The sequence below is a fragment of the Streptomyces sp. 11-1-2 genome, assembly GCF_003595545.1.
Taxonomy (GTDB): Bacteria; Actinomycetota; Actinomycetes; order Streptomycetales; family Streptomycetaceae; genus Streptomyces; species Streptomyces hygroscopicus_B.
Window position 1 is genome coordinate 2,560,619 of the sequence record NZ_CP022545.1, and the last position, 21,118, is coordinate 2,581,736.

Below are 21,118 nucleotides of genomic sequence, written 5' to 3' on the forward strand. Positions count from 1 at the left end.
GCACCTGGCGTCAGGTCAGTTAAGGAGTACCCGTTGAACGCCGCACAGCTGCCCGGGACATCCCTGAGCGGAAATGCTTCTCTCACCCTGCTCGAACTCTTCACGGAGCAGGCTGCCCGCACTCCCCGGGCAGCGGCCGTACAGGACGGCGCACGCACCCTGGCCTATCGGGAGCTGGACGAGGCTGCCGATCGCACGGCGCGGTTTCTGCGCGCGCGGGGAGTGGGCCCCGGCTCCCTGGTCGGTGTGTGTCTGCCCCGGGGCATCGACCTCGTCATGGCGCTGCTGGGGGTGTGGAAGGCGGGGGCCGCCTACGTTCCCCTCGATCCGGGCCATCCGGCGGAGTGGCTCCGCTCGCTGCTGCTGGAGTGCGGCAGTGACCTCGTCCTGGCCGGACGGGAGCAGGCCGATGCGGTGACCGCGGCGGGCATCCGTGTCTTCTCCCCGGAGGACGTTCTGGCCGGGCCCGAATCCGCCGACGGCGGGGGCGCGTGGGGGCCCGTCGATCTCGACGGCGTCGCCTACGCCATCTTCACCTCGGGCTCGACGGGTCGCCCCAAGGGAGTCCTCGTCACCCACGCCGGCATTGCCAACCGGGTGTTGTGGACGGTGCGCAAGCACGCCCTCACAGCCGACGACCGGGTGCTCCTCAAGACATCGATCGGATTCGACGCCGCGGGCTGGGAGATCTTCGCCCCGCTGATCAGCGGGGGAACCGTCGTCACCGCCCCCGACGGGACCGAGCGGGACCCAGCCGGGCTCCTGGGGGCGGTCGCCGCCGGCGGAGTCACCGTGCTGCAGGTGGTGCCCTCCGTCCTCCGGCTGCTCGTCGAGGAGCCCGGCTGGGCGCACTGCGACACGCTGCGGCTGCTCTTCTCGGCGGGTGAACCGCTGAGCGCGGAACTGGTCGAGCGGTTACGGGAGCGGGTCGGCACACGGGTCGCGGTGTGGAACACGTACGGCCCCACCGAGTGCTCCATCGACGTCACCGCCCATCCGGTGGGCTCGGACCAGGCGTCCGGCCCCGTACCGATCGGCCGGCCGCTCACCGGGATGCGGGTGATGGTGATGGGCCCCGACGGCAGACCGGTGCCGAAGGGCGCCATGGGAGAGCTGTACGCGGGCGGTGTGGGCGTGGCCCGCGGTTACCTGGGCCGCCCGGACCTCACCGCGGAACGCTTCGTCCCCGACCCGTACGGCCCGGCCGGTAGCCGCCTCTACCGCACTGGCGACCTGGTGCGGTGGAACGCCGAAGGCGCTCTGGAGTACCAGGGCAGGATCGACGGCCAGCTCAAGGTCAACGGCGTACGCGTCGAACCGGGGGAGGTGGAGGCCGCGCTGGGCGGCCACCCGGACGTGAACGGTGCCGTGGTCGTGGCCTTCGAGGCGGGTAACGGAGGCAAGCGGCTCGGTGCCTGCCTCCTGGCGCGGCAGCCATTGGATCCCGCGGTGCTCCGTGGCTTCCTGCGCGAGCGGCTCCCGGACAGTCACATCCCCGCGGTCTTCCACACCGTCGACGCCTTCCCACTGACTCCCAACGGCAAGGTGGATCGGAACTCTCTCGCCACCACCATGGACGAGACCGGCGCCGCGGCGGGCCGGACCGGCTACGTGGCTCCGCGCGACGTGGCCGAAGCACAAGTGGCCGAGGTATGGGCAGCGCTCCTGGGCCGCGAGAAGGTCGGGGCCCTCGACGACTTCTTCGCCCTCGGCGGCACCTCCCTCCAGCTCACCCGGCTCGCTGCGCGCCTGCGTACCGCGGGCGGCACGGTCTCGATGCGCGGTCTCTTCAACGCGACCACGGTCGAGGCCCAGGCCAGGCTGCTGAGTGCCCCGTCCGACGACGCGTGGCCCATACCCGTCGTGTCCAGATCCGAGCCGCTGCCCCTGTCGTCGGGACAGCGCCGGCTGTGGTTCCTCGACCGCCTGCATCCAGGCAGCCGTGAGTGGGTCGCCCCGCTGATCCTGCGTATCCCGGCCGCCACCCCGGTGACGGCCCTCGAGTCCGCGCTGGGCACGCTCGGCGCCCGCCACGAGGCACTGCGCACGCGGTACGTCGACATCGGCGGCGAGCCGCGGCAGGTGATCGGCGAGGCCGGGCCGGTGGAACTGCGGGTAGTCGACACCGGACGCGACGGCCTGCCTGCACACTTCGAGGAGCAGTTCGCGCGCGGCTTCGACCTGGCGCGCGGCCCGCTGTGGCGGGCGCTCCTGGTCCGGATCCCGGGCGAGGACCACGTCCTTCTCGTGACCATGCACCACATCGCCTGCGATGGCTGGTCCACCGTCATCCTGGAGCGTGAGCTGAGCGAACTGTGCGCCGCGGCGCGGGAGGGCCGCACGCCGTCCCTGCCGCCCGTCGGCATCCAGTACGCCGACTACGCGTCCTGGCAGAACGCCCGCCTGACGGAGGAGTTCACGGCGGCGGAGCAGGCGCACTGGCGTGCCGCCCTCGACGGCATCAGCCCGCTCGCCCTGCCGACTGACCGGCCGCGGCCGGCCGAGCGCGACCCACGCGGGGCCGTCGTTCCGGTCCGGGTTGAGCCCGCTCTAGCGGCGAAGGTGGAGGAACTCGGCCGCGAGCATGGAGCGACGCCCTTCATGACGCTGCTCACCGCCTTCGCCACGGTGGTGGCCCGGTGCAGTGGGCAGTGGGACGTACCGGTGGGCACCCCGGTCGCGGGCCGTGCCCACCCGGAGGCCGCCGGCACGGTCGGTTTCTTCCTCAACTCCCTTGTGGTGCGCTGTGCCCTGGCGGGCGACCCGACCTTCGCGGAGGCTCTGCGCCGGGTGCGTACCGCCGCGACGGCGGCGTTCGCACACCAGGAACTGCCCTTCGACCGCCTGGTTGACGAACTGCAGCCTGAGCGGGACCTGTCCCGAACGCCGCTGTACCAGGTCGCGTTCGACATGCACAGCGAAGGCGTCACCAGTGTGGCCACCGGCGCCGATGATCTCAGGGCGTTCGCCGAGGCGTGGTCGGTCGCCAAGACGGACCTCTCCGTGTTCATCGGCCGGTCGGCGGAGGGCGCACTGGAGGGCGTCTTCGAGTACGCCACGGCTCTCTTCGACGCACCGACGGTCGTGCGCGTGCGGGATCAGTTCCTGCGCATCCTCGAAGAGGTCACCGCCCGCCCGGACACCCGCCTGTCCGCCCTGTCCATGCTCTCACCAGCCGAACAGCAACGGTTGCTCGTGGAGTGGAACGCCACCCGGACGGTGTACCCGGAGCTCGCCGTACACCGGCGTTTCGAGGAGCAGGCCGCGCGGACCCCGCACGCGGCGGCGGTCGTCGTCGACGGTTGTCCGGTGCCCTACGGGCAGCTGGAGGCGCGGGCGAACCAGATCGCGCACCACCTCCGGGCCGCGGGCGCGGGCGCGGAGTCAGTGGTCGGCGTACTGCTGGACCGTGGCCCGGACCTGATCGCGACGCTGCTCGGGGTGTGGAAGGCCGAGGCGGCGTACGCCCCGTTGGACCCGTCCTACCCCGCTGACCGCATCGCCTCGATGCTGGGCACGGCGGGAGCCACCACGGTTGTCACGCAGGCGTCGTACGAGGACCGCTTCACCGGTGTCGACGTCGTCCTCGTCGACACCGACCGCACCGCGATCGGCGCCCGTCCCCGGACTGCTCCGCAGCGGGTGGACGACCTCGACCGGCTCGCGTACGTCATCTTCACCTCCGGCTCCACCGGGCAGCCGAAGGGCGTGCAGGTCACGCACCGGGGCCTGGCCAACCACGTGTCGTGGGCGGCCGAGGAACTGGCCGCGGCAGGCCGGCGCGGTGCGCCGCTGTTCTCGTCCGTGGCCTTCGACCTGGTAGTCCCCAACCTTTGGGCGCCCCTGGTCACGGGCCAGCGCGTGTACGTGCTTCCCCAGGACGCCGACGGCGCGGACCTGGGGCGACTGCTGGCAAAGGCGGGGCCGTTCAGTTTCGTGAAGCTGACGCCCGGCCATCTGGACGTCCTGGCGGAGCAGCTGACCGCCGAGCAGGCCCGGTCGCTGGCGCCGGTGCTGGTGGTGGCGGGTGAGGCACTTACCCGCGCGACGGTGGAACGGTGGCGTGGGCCAGCCCCCGGTGTGCGGCTGGTCAACGAGTACGGTCCGACGGAGGCGTCGGTCGGCACCTGCGTCTATCCCGTACCGCTGGAGGAAACCTCCGAGGTGGTGCCGATCGGCCGGCCACTGCCCAACATGGCGATGTACGTCCTCGACGCCGGGATGCGGCCAGTGCCGGTGGGAGTGCCGGGTGAGCTGTTCGTCGGCGGTACGGGTGTGGCGCGCGGCTACGCGGGCCGTCCCGACCTGACCGCGGAGCGGTTCGTGCCCGATCCGTTCGGAGAGGTGGGCGGCCGTCTGTACCGGACCGGGGACCAGGTGCGGTGGCGGGCGGACGGGGGGCGGAGTTCCTCGGGCGGCTGGACGACCAGGTGAAGATCCGCGGCTACCGGATCGAACCGGGTGAGATCCAGGCCGTGCTGTCCGAGCACCCGGTGGTGCGGGACGCGGTCGTGGTGGCCCGACAGACCCCGGCGGGTGAACGGCAGCTGGTCGCATACTACGTGCCGGTCCGGGGCCCGGCGGAGGCGGGCGGGGCCGAGCTGGCCGCACACTGCGCGTCCCGGCTGCCCGAGTACATGCTCCCGGCCACTTACCTCCCGCTGGCCGAGATCCCCCTCAACGCCAACGGAAAGACCGACCGCGGCCGGCTGCCCTCGCCGAACGAGCCGCAACCGGAGGCACGCGCTGCGCACGTCGCGCCGCGCACCGCGACCGAAGAGCGCGTCGCCGACATCTGGGCCGAGCTGCTCAACGTGACCGTCGGTGTGGAGGAGAGCTTCTTCCAGTTGGGCGGCAATTCGATCCTGGCGATCCGTCTGATATCGCGCCTACAGGAGGAGTTCGGCATCGACTTCAAGGTGCGCACCGTGTTCGAGGGCCCGACGGTGGCCCGGATCTCCGAGGCCGTGGAAGCGGCCGTCCGTGCGGAGATCGACGCGCTCTCCGCCGCACAACTGTCGACCGGCCAGGACCTGGCGAAGGAGTTCAAGGCATGAGCAGCAGTGAGACGACGCCGGTCGGCTTCGACGCCACGGCCGCCCGGGAGGAGTTGCTGCGTCTGCGTCTCTCCGGACGGCGCGGCGGTCGCAGACCGGCCATACCCAAGGCGGACCGGTCCGCCCCGCTGAAGCTGTCGTACGGGCAGGAGCAGATGTGGTTCCTCAGCCGCCTGGACCCGGACAGCACCCAGTACCTCGTGCCGCTGATCGTGCGGCTCACGGGCCCCCTCGACGTCGGTGCGATGTCCGAGGCCTGGCAGCGGCTGACCGACCGCCACGAGATTCTGCGGACCCGCTACGGCCTCCACGGTGAGGAGCCGGTGCAGATCATTTTTCCCGCCGAGCGCGTCGAACTGCCGCTCTACGACGTCTCCGGTCTGCCGACCGACGAGCGCGACGCCGGCGTCCGGACCGTGTTCGACACTGAACTGTTCACGCCGTTCGACCTAGAGAACGACCTCCCGGTACGAGGGCGGCTCATCCGGGTCGCCCCCGACGAGCACGTACTCGGCATCGTGTTCCACCACATCGCATGCGACGCCTGGTCCACCGAGGTGATCGGCCGGGAGCTGAGCGCCCTGTACAGCGCGCTGGTCTCCGGTTCCGCCCCGGACCTCCCGTCGGTCGCCGTGCAGTATGCCGACTACGCAGCCTGGCAGCGCGCGGACATGTCGGGCGACAACCTGGAGAGCCACCTCGACTACTGGGAGGAGCAACTGGGCCGGCTCACCCCGATCGAGCTGCCCACCGACCGGCGCCGCCCGGCGGTCCGCAACGCCGCGGGCGCCTCCGTGCCCTTTGCGATTCCGTCCGAACTCGCGCAGCGGCTGCGTGACTTCGCCCAGGCGAACGACGTGACGCTGTTCATGGTGATGCTCACCGCGTTCCACGGGCTGCTGTCGCGCTACAGCGGTTCCACCGACATCCCGGTGGGAACCGTCGTGTCGGGGCGCGGTCGCCCCGAGCTCCAGGGCATGGTGGGCTACGGCATCAACAGCCTCGTGCTGCGCGGGAGATGGCAGGACGATCCGTCGTTCGCCGATCTCCTGTCCCGGACCCGCGACACCGTCCTCGCCGCCTTCGACCACCAGGGCGTGCCGTTCGCGCAGCTCCTCGACGCAATCCAGCCGGAGCGCGACCTCTCCCGGACCCCGCTGTTCGACGTGGCGCTCACCATGCACGGCGAACGGACGACCGCGTTCGACCTCCCGGGTGTACGGGCCGAGCCGTTCGCCGCCGTCGGGAGCAGCGCGAAGTTCGATCTGGACCTGCAGGTGCGAGAGGGCGCGGACGGCGTGCTCCACGGTCACCTGGAGTACGCCGTCGCGCTGTTCGACCGCGCGACGGCGGAGCGGATGACCGCGGATCTGGTGAGGTTCCTGGACGCCGCGGTGACCACGCCACGGACGAAGGTCGCACAGCTGTCCTTCCTCGGTGACGCCGACCTGGCACTCCTGACCGCGGGTGCGGTACGCACCGAAGACGCCGCCACCACCGTGCACCAGGCATTCGAGGAGCAGGTGCGGCGGACCCCTGACGCGGTCGCCCTGCGGTACGGCGGCGAAGAGCTGACATATGCCGAGCTGAACACCCGGGCCAACCGCGTCGCGCACCACCTGCGCGGCCTGGGTATGGGCCCCGAGGCCCTCGTCGGGGTCTGTCTGGAGCCCGGCATCGACCTGGTTCCGGCGCTGCTCGGTGTCATGAAGTCCGGTGGCACGTACCTGCCGCTCGACCCCGCGCAGCCGACCGACCGGCTCGCCTACATGCTCGCGGACGCGGGTGCCGGCGTCATCCTCACCCAGAGCCTCCACGAGGACACGGTCCGGCGGATCCACTCCGGGACGGTGCTGGTCCTCGACCGGGAGCAGGACCTGCTGGGCGGACAGCCGTCCCACGACCCGGAGCCGCTGGCCGAGCCCGGCAACCTGATCTACGTCATCTACACCTCCGGCTCGACCGGACGCCCCAAGGGCGTGTGCCTGACGCACGCCAACGTGCTGCGGCTGTTCACCGTGACGGAGAACCGGCTGGCCTTCTCCTCGTCCGACGTATGGTCGCTGTCCCACTCCTACGCCTTCGACGTCTCGGTCTGGGAGATGTGGGGCGCGCTGTTGTACGGCGGGTCTCTGGTCGTCGCCCCGAGCGACACGGCGCGGGACCCGGACAGCCTGCTGGACCTGCTGGTCGAGCAGGGCGTGACGGTCCTCAGCAGGACGCCGTCGGGATTCCGCGCCCTGGTCGGTGCCGCGGCCGACGGTGATCCGCGGATCGGCCGGCTCGCCCTGCGGGCCGTGGTGTTCGCCGGAGAGAAGCTGGAGACGGCCGACCTGCGCCCATGGGCGGACCGGCTCGGGCTCGACTCCCCCCTGCTGGTCAACATGTACGGCATCACCGAGACCACGGTGCACACCACCTACCACGAGGTGACGTGGCGGGACCTCGAACCGGACGTCGGCAACCCCGTCGGCGTTCCCCTCGACGACCTCGCCGTGCACATCCTCGACGCACGGGGCAACCCGGCCCCGATCGGTGTGCCGGGTGAGATCCATATCGCCGGGCTCGGCGTGGCGCGCGGCTATCTCGGCCGCCCCGGTCTCACCGCCGAGCGGTTCGTCCCGGACCCGTTCGGGGCCCCCGGCGACCGCCTCTACCGCAGCGGCGACATCGCGCGCCGGCTGGCCGACGGCACGCTCGAGTTCATCGGACGCGCCGACCACCAGGTGAAGATCCGCGGGTACCGCGTCGAACTGGGCGAGGTCGGCGCGGCCCTGACGGCGCACGACGGAGTGCGGGCCGCGGTCGTCCTGCTCCGTGAGGACACACCGGGCGACAAGCGACTGGTGGCGTATGTCGTACCGTCCGCGGAGTCCGCGCCGGACAGCGGCGAACTGAGAGCGGCGCTCGCCCGCAACCTGCCCGAGTACATGATCCCGCAGGCGTACGTCACCCTCGACAGCCTGCCCCTCACGGTCAACGGCAAGCTCGACACCAAGGCCCTGCCGGCTCCGAAGCCGGCGTCGGCGCGCTCCTCCGGCGAGGTCTACGTCGCTCCGCGCACCGCCATGGAGGACGGCGTGGCCGCCATCTGGCGCGAGGTACTGGGGCTGGACCTGGTCGGTGTCCACGACAGCTTCTTCGACCTGGGCGGGCACTCGCTGCGCGCCATCAACCTGGTCGGCCGGCTGAGGGAGGCCGGCCACGACGTGACGGTCCGGGACATCCTCGAGCACCGGACCGTGGCACTGCTGTGCGAGCAGCTCGCCGACCGGGCACCGGTCGTGTCGACGGCGGGTGTACGGCCCTTTCAGCTGGTGAGGCCCGAGGACCGCACGCTGCTGCCCGAGGGACTCGACGACGCCTACCCGATGACGCAGGTGCAGATCGGCATGGTCGTCGAGATGCTCAGCGACACGGGCCAGCACCCGTACCATAACGTCACCTCCTTCCGGATCCCGGACGAGCGGCCGTTCGACATCACGGTTCTGCGCGACGTCGTCCGGTCCGTGGTCGGGCGCCACGACGTCCTGCGCACCTCCTTCGACCTCAACTCCTTCTCCGTGCCCATGCAGCTGGTGCACACGACGGTGGACATCCCCGTCACGGAATCGGAGAGGGACCTGCGCGGCCTCACCTCCGACGAGGTGGACGCCGCCCTGCGCGAGTTCACCCGCGAGGAACGAGCCCGGCTCATCGACCTGGCGAGCCCGCCGCTGCTGCGCCTGTACGGCCACGCCTGCGACGACGGCAGCTGGTGGCTCACCATCACCGAGTGCCACGCGATCCTGGACGGCTGGAGTCACCACTCCCTGCTCATGGAGATCGTCGAGGAGTACCACCAGGCCCGTTCGGGTGCGCGGAGGGCCCCCGAGCAGCCTCTGCCGGTACGGTTCGCGGACTCCGTTGCGGCCGAGACCGAGTCCCGGAAGTCCGGGCAGGCCGCCGCCTACTGGAAGGCGACCGTCGACGGGCACACGCCCTTCGCACTCCCCGATGCCTGGGCCGGGAACGGCGACGTCACCAGCACGCCCCCGCACCGCGCCAAGGTGGCGTTCCACGACCTCGAGGACCGCCTTCGGGCGCTGGCCTCCGAGGCCGGGGCCTCGCTCAAGAGCGTGCTGCACGCGGCATACCTCAAGGTGATGAGCTCGATCACCGAGGAGGAGCGGTTCTTCACGGGCCTTGTGTGCAACGCGCGGCCCGAGATGCTCGGCGCCGACCTGATCTACGGCATGCACCTGAACACCGTGCCCTTCGCCTTCGACCGGACGGCGCGTATCTGGCGGGAGCTGGTGACCCAGGTCTTCGGCCGCGAGGTGGAGCTGTGGCCGCACCGGGGATACCCCATGCCGGACATCCAGCGCGAGACGGGTGCCGGCGGGCGTCTCGTCTCCGCGCGGTTCAGCTACCACGACTTCGACATGGTCGACCGCGACCAGGTGGACTACCTCGCGAGCATCGACGACAGCCCCACCGAGTTCCCCCTCGGCGTGTCGGCCAGGCTCGGGCATCTGTTCCTCACCGGCAGCGCCGGGAGCCTCGACGCGAACGCCGTCGACCGGCTCGCGGACATGCTGCGGCAGGTCCTCGAAGCCATGGCCGCGGACCCGGACGGGGACGCCCAAAGGCCGTGCCTGCCCGGCGGCGAGCGTACGAGGCTGCTGGAGCGGGCCGCCGGCCCGCGGACCGCGTACCCGGACTCACCGGTGCACCTGCGCTTCGAGGAGCAGGCGTCGCGTACACCCCAGGCGCCCGCGGTCGTCTTCGACGGCGGTGTCGTGACCTACGGGCAACTTGACGCCCAGGCCAACCGGATCGCCCATCAGCTGCGGGCCTCGGGCGTGGGCGCGGAGTCCGTGGTCGGCGTCCTCCTGGACCGCGGGCCGGACCTGGTCGCCACCCTGCTGGGTGTGTGGAAGGCGGAGGCGGCGTACGTGCCGATCGACCCCTCCCAGCCGGCGAGCCGTGTCGCCTCGATGTTGGAGGCCGCCGGCGCCACGACCGCGGTCACGCAGACGTCGTACGAGGACCGCTTCGACGGCGGTGACCTGCTGGTCATGGACAGGGACCAGGCCCTGATCGACGCCCGGCCGGCGACTCCTCCGCGGCGTCGTGACGACGGTGAGCGGCTGGCGTACGTCATCTTCACGTCGGGTTCGACAGGGCGGCCCAAGGGGGTGGGCGTACCGCACCGCGGTCTGTCCAACCATGTGGCCTGGGCGGCCGAGGAACTGGCCTCGTCCGGCAGCCACGGTGCGCCGCTGTTCTCGTCCGTGGCCTTCGATCTGGTCGTGCCCAACCTGTGGGCGCCCCTGGTCGTGGGCCAGCGGGTGCACACGGTCGCTCAGGATGCCGACATCGCCGATCTGGGCCGCCTGCTGGCCGAGTCGGGCCCCTTCAGCTTCGTCAAGCTGACGCCGGGGCATCTCGACGTGCTGGCAGAGCAGTTGACCTCCGAGCAGGCGCGTGCGCTGGCCCCCGTGCTGGTGGTGGCGGGCGAGGCGTTCACGCGTGCCACTCTGGAGCGCTGGCGGGGGCTGGCCCCCGGTGTGCGACTGATCAACGAGTACGGTCCGACCGAGGCGTCGGTGGGCACGTGCGTCCACCCGGTGCCGAAGGACGAGACGGCGCAGGTGCTGCCCATCGGGCGGCCGCTGCCGAACATGGCGACTTACGTGCTGGACGGCGCGATGCAGCCGGTACCGGCCGGTGTGCCGGGTGAGCTGTACGTGGGCGGGACCGGGGTGGCGCGCGGTTATGCGGGGCGCCCGGACCTAACCGCGGAGCGGTTCGTGCCCGACCCGTTCGGCGAGGCGGGAGGCCGCCTCTACCGGACCGGGGACCTGGTGCGCGGGCGGAGCGACGGGACAGTGGAGTTCCTGGGGAGGCTGGACGACCAGGTGAAGATCCGGGGGTACCGGATCGAGCCGGGCGAGGTCCAGGCGGTGCTCGCCGAGCACGCCGACGTGCGGGACGCGGTGGTCGTGGCCCGCAAGAACCACGCGGGCGAGCTGCGGTTGGCCGCCTACTACGTGCCGGTCCGGGACGGCGCGGTGAGCGCCGTCGAGCTGACGGCGCACGCCGCGGCCCGGCTGCCGGAGTACATGCTTCCGGCCTCGTGGGTTCCGCTGGAGCAGATCCCGCTGAACGCCAACGGCAAGGTCGACCGGCGTGCCCTGCCCGCCCCGGACGAGGACGAGCCGGGCTCGGGAGCCACCCACGTGGCGCCTCGTACCCGCACCGAACAGCGCGTGGCCGGCATCTGGGCCGAGGTCCTGGGCCTGGACCGGGTCGGTGTGCACGACGGTTTCTTCGACCTGGGCGGACACTCCATCCGCGCGGTCGCGCTGGTCGGGGCCCTGCGGACGGCCGGTTTCGACGTCGGCGTACGGGAGGTCTTCGAGTACCGGACCGTGGCCGAGCTCAGCGAGTTCCTGACCGGGCGCCCGGCCCACGCCGAGATGGCCCCGCTCGTGCGGCCTTTCGAGCTGCTGACGGCCGAGGACCGGGGACGGCTGCCCGCCGACGTGGTCGACGCCTATCCGATGTCCCAGGTGCAGCTCGGCATGCTCGTCGAGATGATGGCCGACAGGGAGAAGCTGACCTATCTCAATGTCGCGTCCTTCCGCATCACGGACGGCGTCCCGTTCGATGAGACGGCGCTGCGCGAGGCACTGGCGGTGGTCGCCGAGCGGCACGAGATGCTCCGTACCTCCTTCCACCTCGACAGCTTCACCGCCCCGCTGCAACTGGTCAGGGCACACACCGTCATCCCGCTCCGGGTCGAGGACCTGCGCACGGCCGCGGACCGTGAACTCCGGGTGCGCGAAATCATGACCGAGGAGCGATCCGTCCCCTTCGACCTCGAAACAGCACCGCTGCTGCGGATGACCGCCCAGATCGAGGACGCGGACTCCTGGCGTCTTGTGGTGACGGTGTGTCATGCCATCACCGAGGGATGGAGCCACCGGTCCCTGCTCATGGAGCTGCTGGAGGTGTACGGCGAGCTGCGGGACGGACGGCCGCCGGCCGCGTTCACGGCGCCGCCGGTGCGCTACGCCGACTTCATCGCGGCAGAGCTCGCGTCCATGGAGTCGGCCGACGACCGGCAGTACTGGCGGGACGTCATCGACGGCTACGCGCCGTTCACGCTCCCCGTTCCCTGGGCGGGTGAGCCATCCGGACCCCGTGAGAAGTACCGGGCCGTCGTACAGGTACACGACCTGGAGCCGCGTCTTCGCGCCCTGGCCACCCAGGCCCAGGTGTCCCTGAAGAGCGTGCTGCTCGCCGCCCACCTGAAGGCGATGAGCCTGATCACCGACGAAAAGGCCTTCCACAGCGGCCTGGTGTGCAGCGCCCGGCCCGAGTCGCCGGGGGCGGAGCGCGTCTACGGCATGTACCTGAACACCGTGCCCTTCGCCTTCGACGCGGGCTGCGGAACCTGGCGCGAGCTGCTGCGGCAGGTCTTCGCCCGGGAGGCGGAGGTATGGGACCGCAGGCACTACCCCATGCCCGTCATCCAGCGTGAGGCGGGCACGGGCCGGCTGCTCACCGTGCGCTTCAGCTACCAGGACTTCGACAACGTCGACACCGAACTGGTCGACTCCGAGTCCAGCAGCGGCGAGGGCGGCACCGAGTTCGACCTCGCGGTCTCGGCCGTGTCCGGTTACCTCCTGCTGACCACGCACACGCATGCCCTCGGCCGTCCCCACGCGGACCGGCTCGCCGGCCTGTACCGGCGGATTCTGGAGGCGATGGCCGACGGCCCCGACGGCGACGCGCAGGACACCTTCCTGTCCGCCGGCGAACTGCGGTGGCAGCTGGACCAGAACGCGACGCAGGTGCCGTTCCCCGACCGGAGCGTGCTCCGGCTCTTCGAGGAGCAGGCGGCGCGGACCCCCGAAGCCACCGCGGTGAGTCACCTCGACACCAGAGTGTCGTACGCCGAACTCGACGCCCGGGCCAACCGGATCGCGCACCGACTGCGCGAGACGGGCACCGTCTCCGAGACGGCGGTCGGCGTCCTGCTGGACCGCGGCCCCCGGCTGATCGAGGCACTGCTCGGCGTGTGGAAGGCGGGCGGCGCGTACGTACCCGTCGACCCGTCGTACCCCGAGGAGCGCGTCGCGGACATGTGCGACAGCGCGTCGGTCCGCGTGGTCGTCACGGAGTCGGCGTACGCCGGCCGCTTCCCCGGCGTGCCGACGCTCGTGCTCGACCATGAGGAGGCCGCGACCGGGCGGATGCCGGACACGGTCCCGGAACGGGTGGACGACCCCGACGGTCTCGCGTACGTCATCTTCACCTCTGGCTCCACCGGACGGCCGAAGGGCGTCCAGGTGTCCCACCGGGGTCTGTCCAACCACCTCAGCTGGGCCGCGCACGAACTCGCGGAGAAGGGCACGGGAGGGGCTCCGCTGTTCTCCTCGGTGGCCTTCGACCTGGTCGTCCCCAACCTGTGGGCGCCGCTGGTGACCGGACAGACCGTTCACGTGCTGCCGCAGGACACGCCCGCCGCCGATCTGGGCGGCCGGCTCGCCGGGAGCGGACCGTACAGCTTCGTCAAGCTCACCCCCGCCCACCTGGACATCCTGTCCGAACAGCTCACCCCCGAGCAGGTGGAGCGGCTGAGCGAGGTGTACGTGGTCGCGGGCGAGGCGCTGCCCGGCTCCACCGCCAACCGCGCGCTCGAACTCCTGGGCGCGGGACGGCTGATCAACGAGTACGGACCGACCGAGGCCTCGGTGGGCACCTCGATCCATCCCGTGGCGGCACCCGTCTCTCTCGACGTCGTGCCGATCGGCCGCCCGCTGCCGAACATGGCGATGTACGTCCTCGACACGGCCATGCGCCCGGTCCCGGTCGGCGTCCCGGGCGAGCTGTACGTCGGCGGTACGGGAGTGACCCGTGGCTACGCGGGCCGGCCGGACCTGACGGCGGAGAGGTACGTGCCGGACCCCTACGGTCCGGTCGGCGCCCGCTTGTACCGGACGGGCGACCGGGTGCGGATGCTCGCGGACGGGGACGTGGAGTTCCTGGGCCGACTGGACGACCAGATGAAGATCCGCGGCTACCGCGTCGAACTCGGCGAGGTGCAGGCGGTGGTCGCCGCTCACCCGGCCGTGCGGGACGCGGTGGTCACCGTCCACGAGCCGACGCCGAGGGACAGGCGCCTGGTGGCGTACTGCGTACCCGCCGACGGCGAAACGCTGCCAGGCGCGAGCGAGCTCGCCGCGGCGTGCGCTCTGCGGCTGCCCGAATACATGGTCCCGTCGGCCTTCGTGGCGCTGGAGCGGTTCCCGCTCAACGCCAACGGCAAGGTCGACCGGCGCGCTCTGGCGGCCCCGGACCGCGCGTCCCTGCGTTCCGACCACGCCTACGTGGCGCCCAGGACCGGGACGGAACGGCTGCTCGCCAAGATCTGGTCCGAGGTGCTCGGCGTCGAGGAGATCGGTGTGCACGACCGGTTCTTCGAACTGGGCGGTCACTCGATCCTGATGATCCAGGTACTCGCGGCCGCGCGCCGTGAGGGGCTCGCCGTTTCCGTCTGGCGGATGTACCAGCACCAGACGCTGGTGGACCTCGCCGCGGCGATCGACGAGGACACGGCGGCGGCCTCTCCCGTACGGGACACGCAACTGGCCGACGAGAGCGACAAGGCGTCGCCGGAGCGTGTCGACCTGCCGGCGGGCCTGGTCGCCGAGCTCCTGGAACAGGCCGCCGGCGGTGACCGGAGCAAGCTGGAGCAGGGCCCGCTCGCCGAGGTCGCCGCGCTGCTCGGCAAGGCCCGAGCGGACGGTGCCTCCGCCACCGGGGAGAGCGACTTCCCGTTGGACGAACTGCGGACGGTGATGGCCGAGCACGAGGTGCCCGGCATAAGTGTCGCTCTGCTGCGACCCGACGGCACCACCGAACTCCACGGGTGCGGCGTGCTGTCGACGCAGGAAGCCGAGCCGGTCACGCCCGACACGCTGTTCCAGGTCGGCTCGATCAGCAAGCATGTCACCGCGTTCGCGACCCTCCGCCTCGCCGCGGAAGGCCGCTTGGGCCTCGACGACTCCGTCAACCGGCATCTGACCTCCTGGCAGCTGGCCGACCTGGACTCGGCGCCCGGCGAGGTGACGATCCGGCACCTGCTCGGTCACCTCGCGGGCCTGGCCCGGCACCGCAGCGTCGGATTCCGCCCCGACGAGGAACTGCCCACGCTGCTGGACCTGCTGGAAGGAACGGAGGCCGTCGCCACCCCCCGGGTCAGCAGACAGCTCGTTCCCGGGACGACCTTCCGCAAGAGCAGCACCCACTACTGGGTCCTCCAGCAGCTCCTCGAGGACGTCACCGGAGAGTCGTTCCAGACGCTGATGCACCGGCTCGTCCTGGGCCCTGTGGAGATGACGGGGAGCAGCTTCGACCAGTCGTTCCCGCACACCGCGGGCCGTCCGGTGGCCCTCGGCCACCACGCCAGGGGCGTTGCCCTCGGCGGCGGGTGGCGCAACCGCGCGCACCTTGCGGCGGCGGGCCTGTGGACCACGGCGGAGGACATCGCCAAGCTCGCCCGCCAGGTGCGGTGCTCGGTGCTCGGCCGGCCCGGCGCCCTGCTCCCGGCGGACCTCGCCCGGCAACTGCTGGCCACTCATCCGGGCAGCTTCTACGGCCTGGGCACCATCGTCGACGAGCACGGCGAGGACGCGGAGTTCGGCCACGGCGGCGAACCCGCCGGCTACTGGAACCTCGCCCTCAGCCACCTGCGCAGCGGCGTCGGCGTGGTGGCACTCACCAACTCCGACAGCGGCAAGGGCGTGGTCAAGTTCCTGACCGCGGAACTCAGCCGCCGCCACCAAAGCTTCGGCCAGGGGAAGTTGATGGCGGACTGGGCGGTGGCCGGCACCGGCGCCGACGCACCGGCGAACCATCCCCTGCTGACCCCTGTGGTGACCGACGAGGACCTCGCATGAGACCACGGAACAGCACCGTCCCGGAGGACGACATGCAGCACGCTGCCGCACGACACCTGATCTCCATCAACGACCTGACCGACTCCGACCTGCGCGGCATCGTCGCTTCCGGGGCGTCCTTCGCCCTCGAGGGCACGCGTGGCGCCCGGCCCCTGCAGGACACCGTGGCGGGGATCTACTTCAGCAAGACCTCCACGCGCACCCGGACGGCCTTCTCCAGCGGTGCGCTGCGGCTCGGCGCCTCACTGATCACCTATGGTCCCGGTGACCTCCAGCTCAACACCGGGGAGAGCACGCAGGACACCGGTGCGGTGCTGTCCCGGATGCTCGACGTCCTGGTCGCCCGTACCGCCGGCGACCCGGCGGAGATGCGCGCCTGGGCCCGCCAGGACCGGATGGCCGTCATCAACGCCATGAGCGCCGACGAGCATCCGACTCAGGCGCTGACCGACCTCACCACGATGATGACGAAGCTCGGCCGGATCGAGGGGCTGCGCATCCTGTATGTGGGCGAGGGCAACAACACGGCCGCCGCCCTGGCCCTCGCCCTCACCCGGTTCGAGGGCACGAGGCTGGAGCTGCGGACCCCGCCCGGCTACGGGCTCGACGCGGTGACACGCGCACAGGCCGAGGCGTACGCGAAGCGGTCCGGCGCGGTCCTGCACGAGCGCCACGACATGGCCGACCTGCCGGGTGACCAGGACGTCGTCTATACGACGCGCTGGAAGACGACGGGAACGACGAAGGCGGACCCGGACTGGCGGCGGATCTTCACCCCCTTCCGCGTCACCGAGGAGTTGTGGGCCGGTAGTCCGAAGGCGGTGTTCATGCACGACCTGCCCGCGCACCGGGGCGACGAGGTCACCGCTGAGGTGCTCGACGGCCCGCACAGCATCGCCTTCGAACAGGCCGAGAACAAGATACACAGCGCGATGTCGGTGCTCGAGTGGTGTCGCGGGGCGGGGCGTACTCGTCCCGCGGGTCACGGATGAGAATCGCCGGCGAACCGCCTCGACCGGTGGCGGACGCGGGGGACACGAAGAAACGGGCCGGTGTCCCCCTGCGCCGGCAGCGAGACTTCGTGCTGCTGTGGAGCGGCGCGGGACTCACCCTGCTGGGGGCCCGCGCCGGTTCCGTGGCCTACCCGCTGCTGCTGATCTGGTCGACCGGGTCCGCGTCGGCGGCGGCTGTGGCGGGCTTCGCCGCGCAGCTTCCGCAGCTGCTCGTCCAGCTGCCCGCCGGAGCGCTGGTCGACCGCTGGGACCGCAGACGGCTGATGATCGGTTGCAGCGCGGGCTGTGCCGTGAGCGCGACGAGCGTCCTGGTGGCCGTGGCGTGCGGGCAGGTGTGGCTGGCCCACCTGGCGGTCGCCGCCTTTGTCGAGGGCTCCCTCATGGTCTGCTACCGGCTCGCCGAGCGGGCCGGCGTCCGCCATGTGGTGCCACCGGGGCAACTGACGGCCGCGCTCGCCGGGAACGAGGCGCGCGGCCGGGCCGCGGGGATCATCGGGCAGCCCGTGGGCAGCGGCACGTTCACGCTGGCGCGCTGGGCGCCGTTCGGGGTGGCCGCCGTGGCGCACGTGTGCGCGCTGGTCGCCGTCCTGCTCATCAGGAAGCCGTTCCAGGAAGAACCGGTGGACCGGCCGCGCCGGTTCGTCCCTGAGATCGCCGAGGGGGTGCGCTGGCTGTGGCGGCAGGTCTTCCTGCGGCAGACAACGCTTCTCATCTCCGGCAGCAACGTGATCTTCCAAGCGCTCACCCTGCTGCCCGCCCTCGTCCTGTACGAGGAGGGTGCCTCCGCCGCGACGGTCGGTGTGATCGCCGCTGTCAGCGGGGTGGGCGGAGCCTGCGGAGCGCTCTGCGGGGGCTGGTTCGCGCGGCGGTTCCGGCTGTCCGCGATGGTCCGCCTGGGCTTCGCCGGGTGGGCCCTGCTGGTGCCGTGCCTCGCGCTGACGCGCTCGCCGCTGGTCCTCGGCATGCTCCTCGCCGGAGTGAACTTCGCCGGCGGAGCGATCAATGTCGCGGGCGGCGTCTACCAGGTGCGGATCACCCCCGACGCGCTACAGGGACGCGTCAACAGTGTGCTTCAGCTCATCGGTTCGGGCGCCAACTCGCTGGGTGTGCTGGCCGGTGGCCTGCTGCTCGATGCGTCCGGAGCCGCCGGCACGGCCCTGGGCTTGGGCGCGGCGATGGCTCTGCTGGCCCTCACCGCCGCCCTGTCGCCCACGGTCCGGCGGGGCGAAACCGCCGTCGGGCCCTTCGAGAAGTCCGTTTGTCACCACGAATCCACCATGAAGAAGGAGTAGACGCATGAACACGGCAAGCACCTGGTCTCCGCTGGAGATCACTCCGGAGAGCGCCGGCGTGGAGGCGTCCCCGGAGGGGCTGCTCAAGGTCGTCGGTGACAGTGGCACCATCGACGCCCGGCTCATCGCGGAGAAGGCCCTCGTCTTCCGGCGCTTTCACCTGACCCCGGAGGCGCTCGAGCCCGTCATGTCCGAACTGCTGCCCTCGCGGCTCGCCTACGTGCACGGCAACTCGCCCCGCACGAAGGTCGGCCAGAACGTCTACACGTCCACGGAATACCCGCAGGAGTTCACCATCTCGATGCACAACGAGATGTCGTACTCCCACCAGTGGCCGGCGCGTCTGTTGTTCTTCTGCGAGAAGGCCGCGGAGGCCGGTGGCGCGACGCCGGTGACGGACGCCGCGCTCTGGCTGGAGTCCCTCGACGACGAGGTCCGCGAGGCCTTCGCGCAGGGAGTCTGTTACCGGCAGAACCTCCACGACGGCTACGGACTGGGCAAGAGCTGGCAGGACACGTTCGAGACCACCGACCGCGGTCAGGCCGAGGCCTTCCTCGAAGGCACTGGTGCGACGTGGGAGTGGCGGCCCGACGGCACCCTGCGGATCAGCCAGGTACGCCCGGCCACCGCGAAGCACCCGGTGACCGGCGCCGAGGTGTGGTTCAACCAGTCGGACCAGTGGCACCCGGTCGGCCTGGGAGGCGACACGGCCGCCGCGCTGACGCAGATCCTTCCGCCGGAGGAGCTGCCCCAGTCGGTGACCTTCGCCGACGGGTCGTCGATCCCGGACGAGTACGTCATCCAGGTGCGAGACCGGGCTTTGGAGGCGGCGGTGGACGTCGACTGGCGCACCGGTGACCTGCTGCTCATCGACAACATGCTCGTGGCGCACGGCCGTCGCCCGTTCACGGGCACCCGCCGGGTGCTGGTGGCGATGTCCGACTGACGCCTGACCGCGCAGGGCCGCCACCACGGCCATCCACTCTTCCCCGACCCTCTTCGCTCCGGAAGGAGCCGATGCACGTGACCAGCTCTTCCACCGCGGCCGCGACCGGGCTGCTGCCCCGCCTCTACACAGCCCCGGACCAGGCCGCTCCGGTCGGCGAGTTCCTCACCCGCAACCGCGCGGAGATCCGTGCCGCTCTCGTCGAGCGGGGAGCCGTGCTCCTGCGTGGCTTCGCCGTGGGGGGCGTGGACGGCTTCGACGCCTCGGTACACGCGCTGTCCGGGACGCCGCCCCTGACGTATGCGGAGCGCTCCTCGCCGCGCAGCACCATCAAGGGGCAGGTGTACACCTCGACGGACTACCCGGCCGACGAGGAGATCTTCCTGCACAACGAGAACTCGTACCAGGCGGTCTGGCCGCAGACGCTGTACTTCTATTGCATCGAACCGCCGACCACGCTGGGGGCCACGCCGCTCGCGGACATTCGTCAGGTGTACCGGGCCATCGAGCCGGAGGTGCGCGAGGAGTTCCGGCGCCGGGGCTGGCGGGTGGTCCGCAACTTCCACCCGGACTTCGGTGTCCCGTGGCAGAAGGCGTTCAACACCGACGACCGGGACGCCGTCGCCGCGTACTGCCGCGGCAAGGGCATAGACGTCGAGTGGACTGACGGCGGCCTGCGCACCACAGCGGTCCGGGACGCCGTCCACGTTCACCCGGTGACGGGAGAGCCGGTGTGGTTCAATCACATCACGTTCTTCCACGTCAGCACGCTCGGCCCGGACGTCCGTGCGGGACTTCAGGAGATCTTCGCGCCGGAGGACCTGCCGACCAACTCCTACTACGGCGACGGCGCGCCGATCCCCGATGACGTCGTGGCGCATCTGCGGCAGTGCTACCGGGACGCCAGCACCCGCTTCGACTGGCAGCGGGACGACATCCTGGTGGTCGACAACATGCTCGCCGCCCATGCCCGGGAGCCGTTCACAGGCCCCCGCCGGATCGCCGTGGCGATGGCCGAGCCCTCCGCGGGCTGACCCGCGCCGCCCGCCCCCGAGCTCCCCGCACTGGTGCCCTTCGGTACGGGGAGCTCGGTCGTGTCCGGACCCTGGTGCGATCACCGGCCGGCGCTCAGCACCCCGGCCGAGCACGAGCACTCGCGGTCCGTCCGCCGGGACGGAGCGGGAGCGCGCAGCGGGGCGATGACCCGCGGGCGTCGGCCGTGGTAGACGAGTGCCGGTGGCAGATTGCCCCACACCGTGCGGCCGGTGACCACCTCCTCGAAGGTCACGCCAAGCATCCGGCGGAACCGTAAGGCGGGGGCGAGCCGGATCGCGTGGACGTACCCGAACGTCGTGAACGCGCCCTCCCGCTTCAGGGTTTGGCTGACCGCCAGGAGCGTCTCTTGCTGGATACCGCGCGGGAACGACGCCCAGGGCAGGCCGCTGACGATCACATCCGCCTTGCCGTGGCCTCTCTCCGCGATCAACTGCGGTAGTTTCGAGGCATCCGCGTTGATCACATCGACTCCCGAGAAGCGCCCGCGCAGCGTGTCAGCGAGACGGGGGTTGATCTCCACGGCCAGATGATGGCCCCTTCCGCCCAGGAGTTCCTGGATGGCGCTAGTGAACGCCCCCGTACCGGGGCCGAGTTCCACCACCACCGGATCGCCGAGCTCCGGGATCGGAGTGGTGACCGCGGCGGCGAGTCTGCGAGAGCTCGGTGCTACGGCCCCGATGCGCAGGGGAGCCCGCAGGAACTCGCGGAGCAGGGTACTGGTGTCACTCATCACAGCTCGAGGACCTTCTCGGGGTCGTGGCGGGAAAGAGGTGGGGCCAGGGGGCCAAGGGAGGGGCAG

General features: G+C 71.3%; 8 protein-coding genes. 7 read left to right on the forward strand and 1 reads right to left on the reverse strand.

Going from position 1 to position 21,118, the window contains the following annotated elements:
- Positions 1-33 precede the first annotated feature (33 nt).
- The 7 genes from CGL27_RS10660 (at position 34) to CGL27_RS10685 (ending at position 20,297) form a co-directional block, all read left to right on the forward strand.
- Positions 34-4,434: an amino acid adenylation domain-containing protein gene (locus CGL27_RS10660; protein WP_240450452.1), complete on the forward strand. Its 4,401-nt coding sequence runs from the start codon at positions 34-36 to the stop codon at positions 4,432-4,434.
- Positions 4,383-5,057 (forward strand): phosphopantetheine-binding protein, encoded by a 675-nt coding sequence (locus CGL27_RS51830; RefSeq protein ID WP_240450453.1) that lies wholly within the window; start codon positions 4,383-4,385, stop codon positions 5,055-5,057. The genes CGL27_RS10660 and CGL27_RS51830 overlap by 52 nt, the downstream gene beginning before the upstream one ends.
- Complete coding sequence (locus CGL27_RS10665) at positions 5,054-16,012, forward strand: non-ribosomal peptide synthetase (protein ID WP_119986172.1); 10,959 nt, start codon at positions 5,054-5,056, stop codon at positions 16,010-16,012. The genes CGL27_RS51830 and CGL27_RS10665 overlap by 4 nt, the downstream gene beginning before the upstream one ends.
- Before the next feature lie 32 nt (positions 16,013-16,044).
- Positions 16,045-17,004, forward strand: coding sequence for an ornithine carbamoyltransferase (locus CGL27_RS10670; RefSeq protein ID WP_119994340.1), 960 nt, complete (start codon positions 16,045-16,047; stop codon positions 17,002-17,004).
- A gap of 26 nt (positions 17,005-17,030) precedes the next feature.
- Complete coding sequence (locus CGL27_RS10675) at positions 17,031-18,317, forward strand: MFS transporter (RefSeq protein WP_205587662.1); 1,287 nt, start codon at positions 17,031-17,033, stop codon at positions 18,315-18,317.
- A gap of 4 nt (positions 18,318-18,321) precedes the next feature.
- Positions 18,322-19,263 carry a TauD/TfdA family dioxygenase gene (locus CGL27_RS10680; RefSeq protein WP_119986174.1) on the forward strand — a complete coding sequence of 314 codons (942 nt, stop codon included), beginning with the start codon at positions 18,322-18,324 and terminating at the stop codon, positions 19,261-19,263.
- A gap of 113 nt (positions 19,264-19,376) precedes the next feature.
- Positions 19,377-20,297 (forward strand): TauD/TfdA family dioxygenase, encoded by a 921-nt coding sequence (locus CGL27_RS10685; RefSeq protein ID WP_276147928.1) that lies wholly within the window; start codon positions 19,377-19,379, stop codon positions 20,295-20,297.
- 80 nt (positions 20,298-20,377) lie between these two features.
- Here the strand turns inward: CGL27_RS10685 and CGL27_RS10690 are convergent, their stop codons facing one another.
- On the reverse strand, positions 20,378-21,049 hold the full coding sequence (locus CGL27_RS10690) for a methyltransferase domain-containing protein (RefSeq protein WP_205587663.1): 672 nt from the start codon (positions 21,047-21,049) through the stop codon (positions 20,378-20,380).
- Positions 21,050-21,118 lie beyond the last annotated feature (69 nt).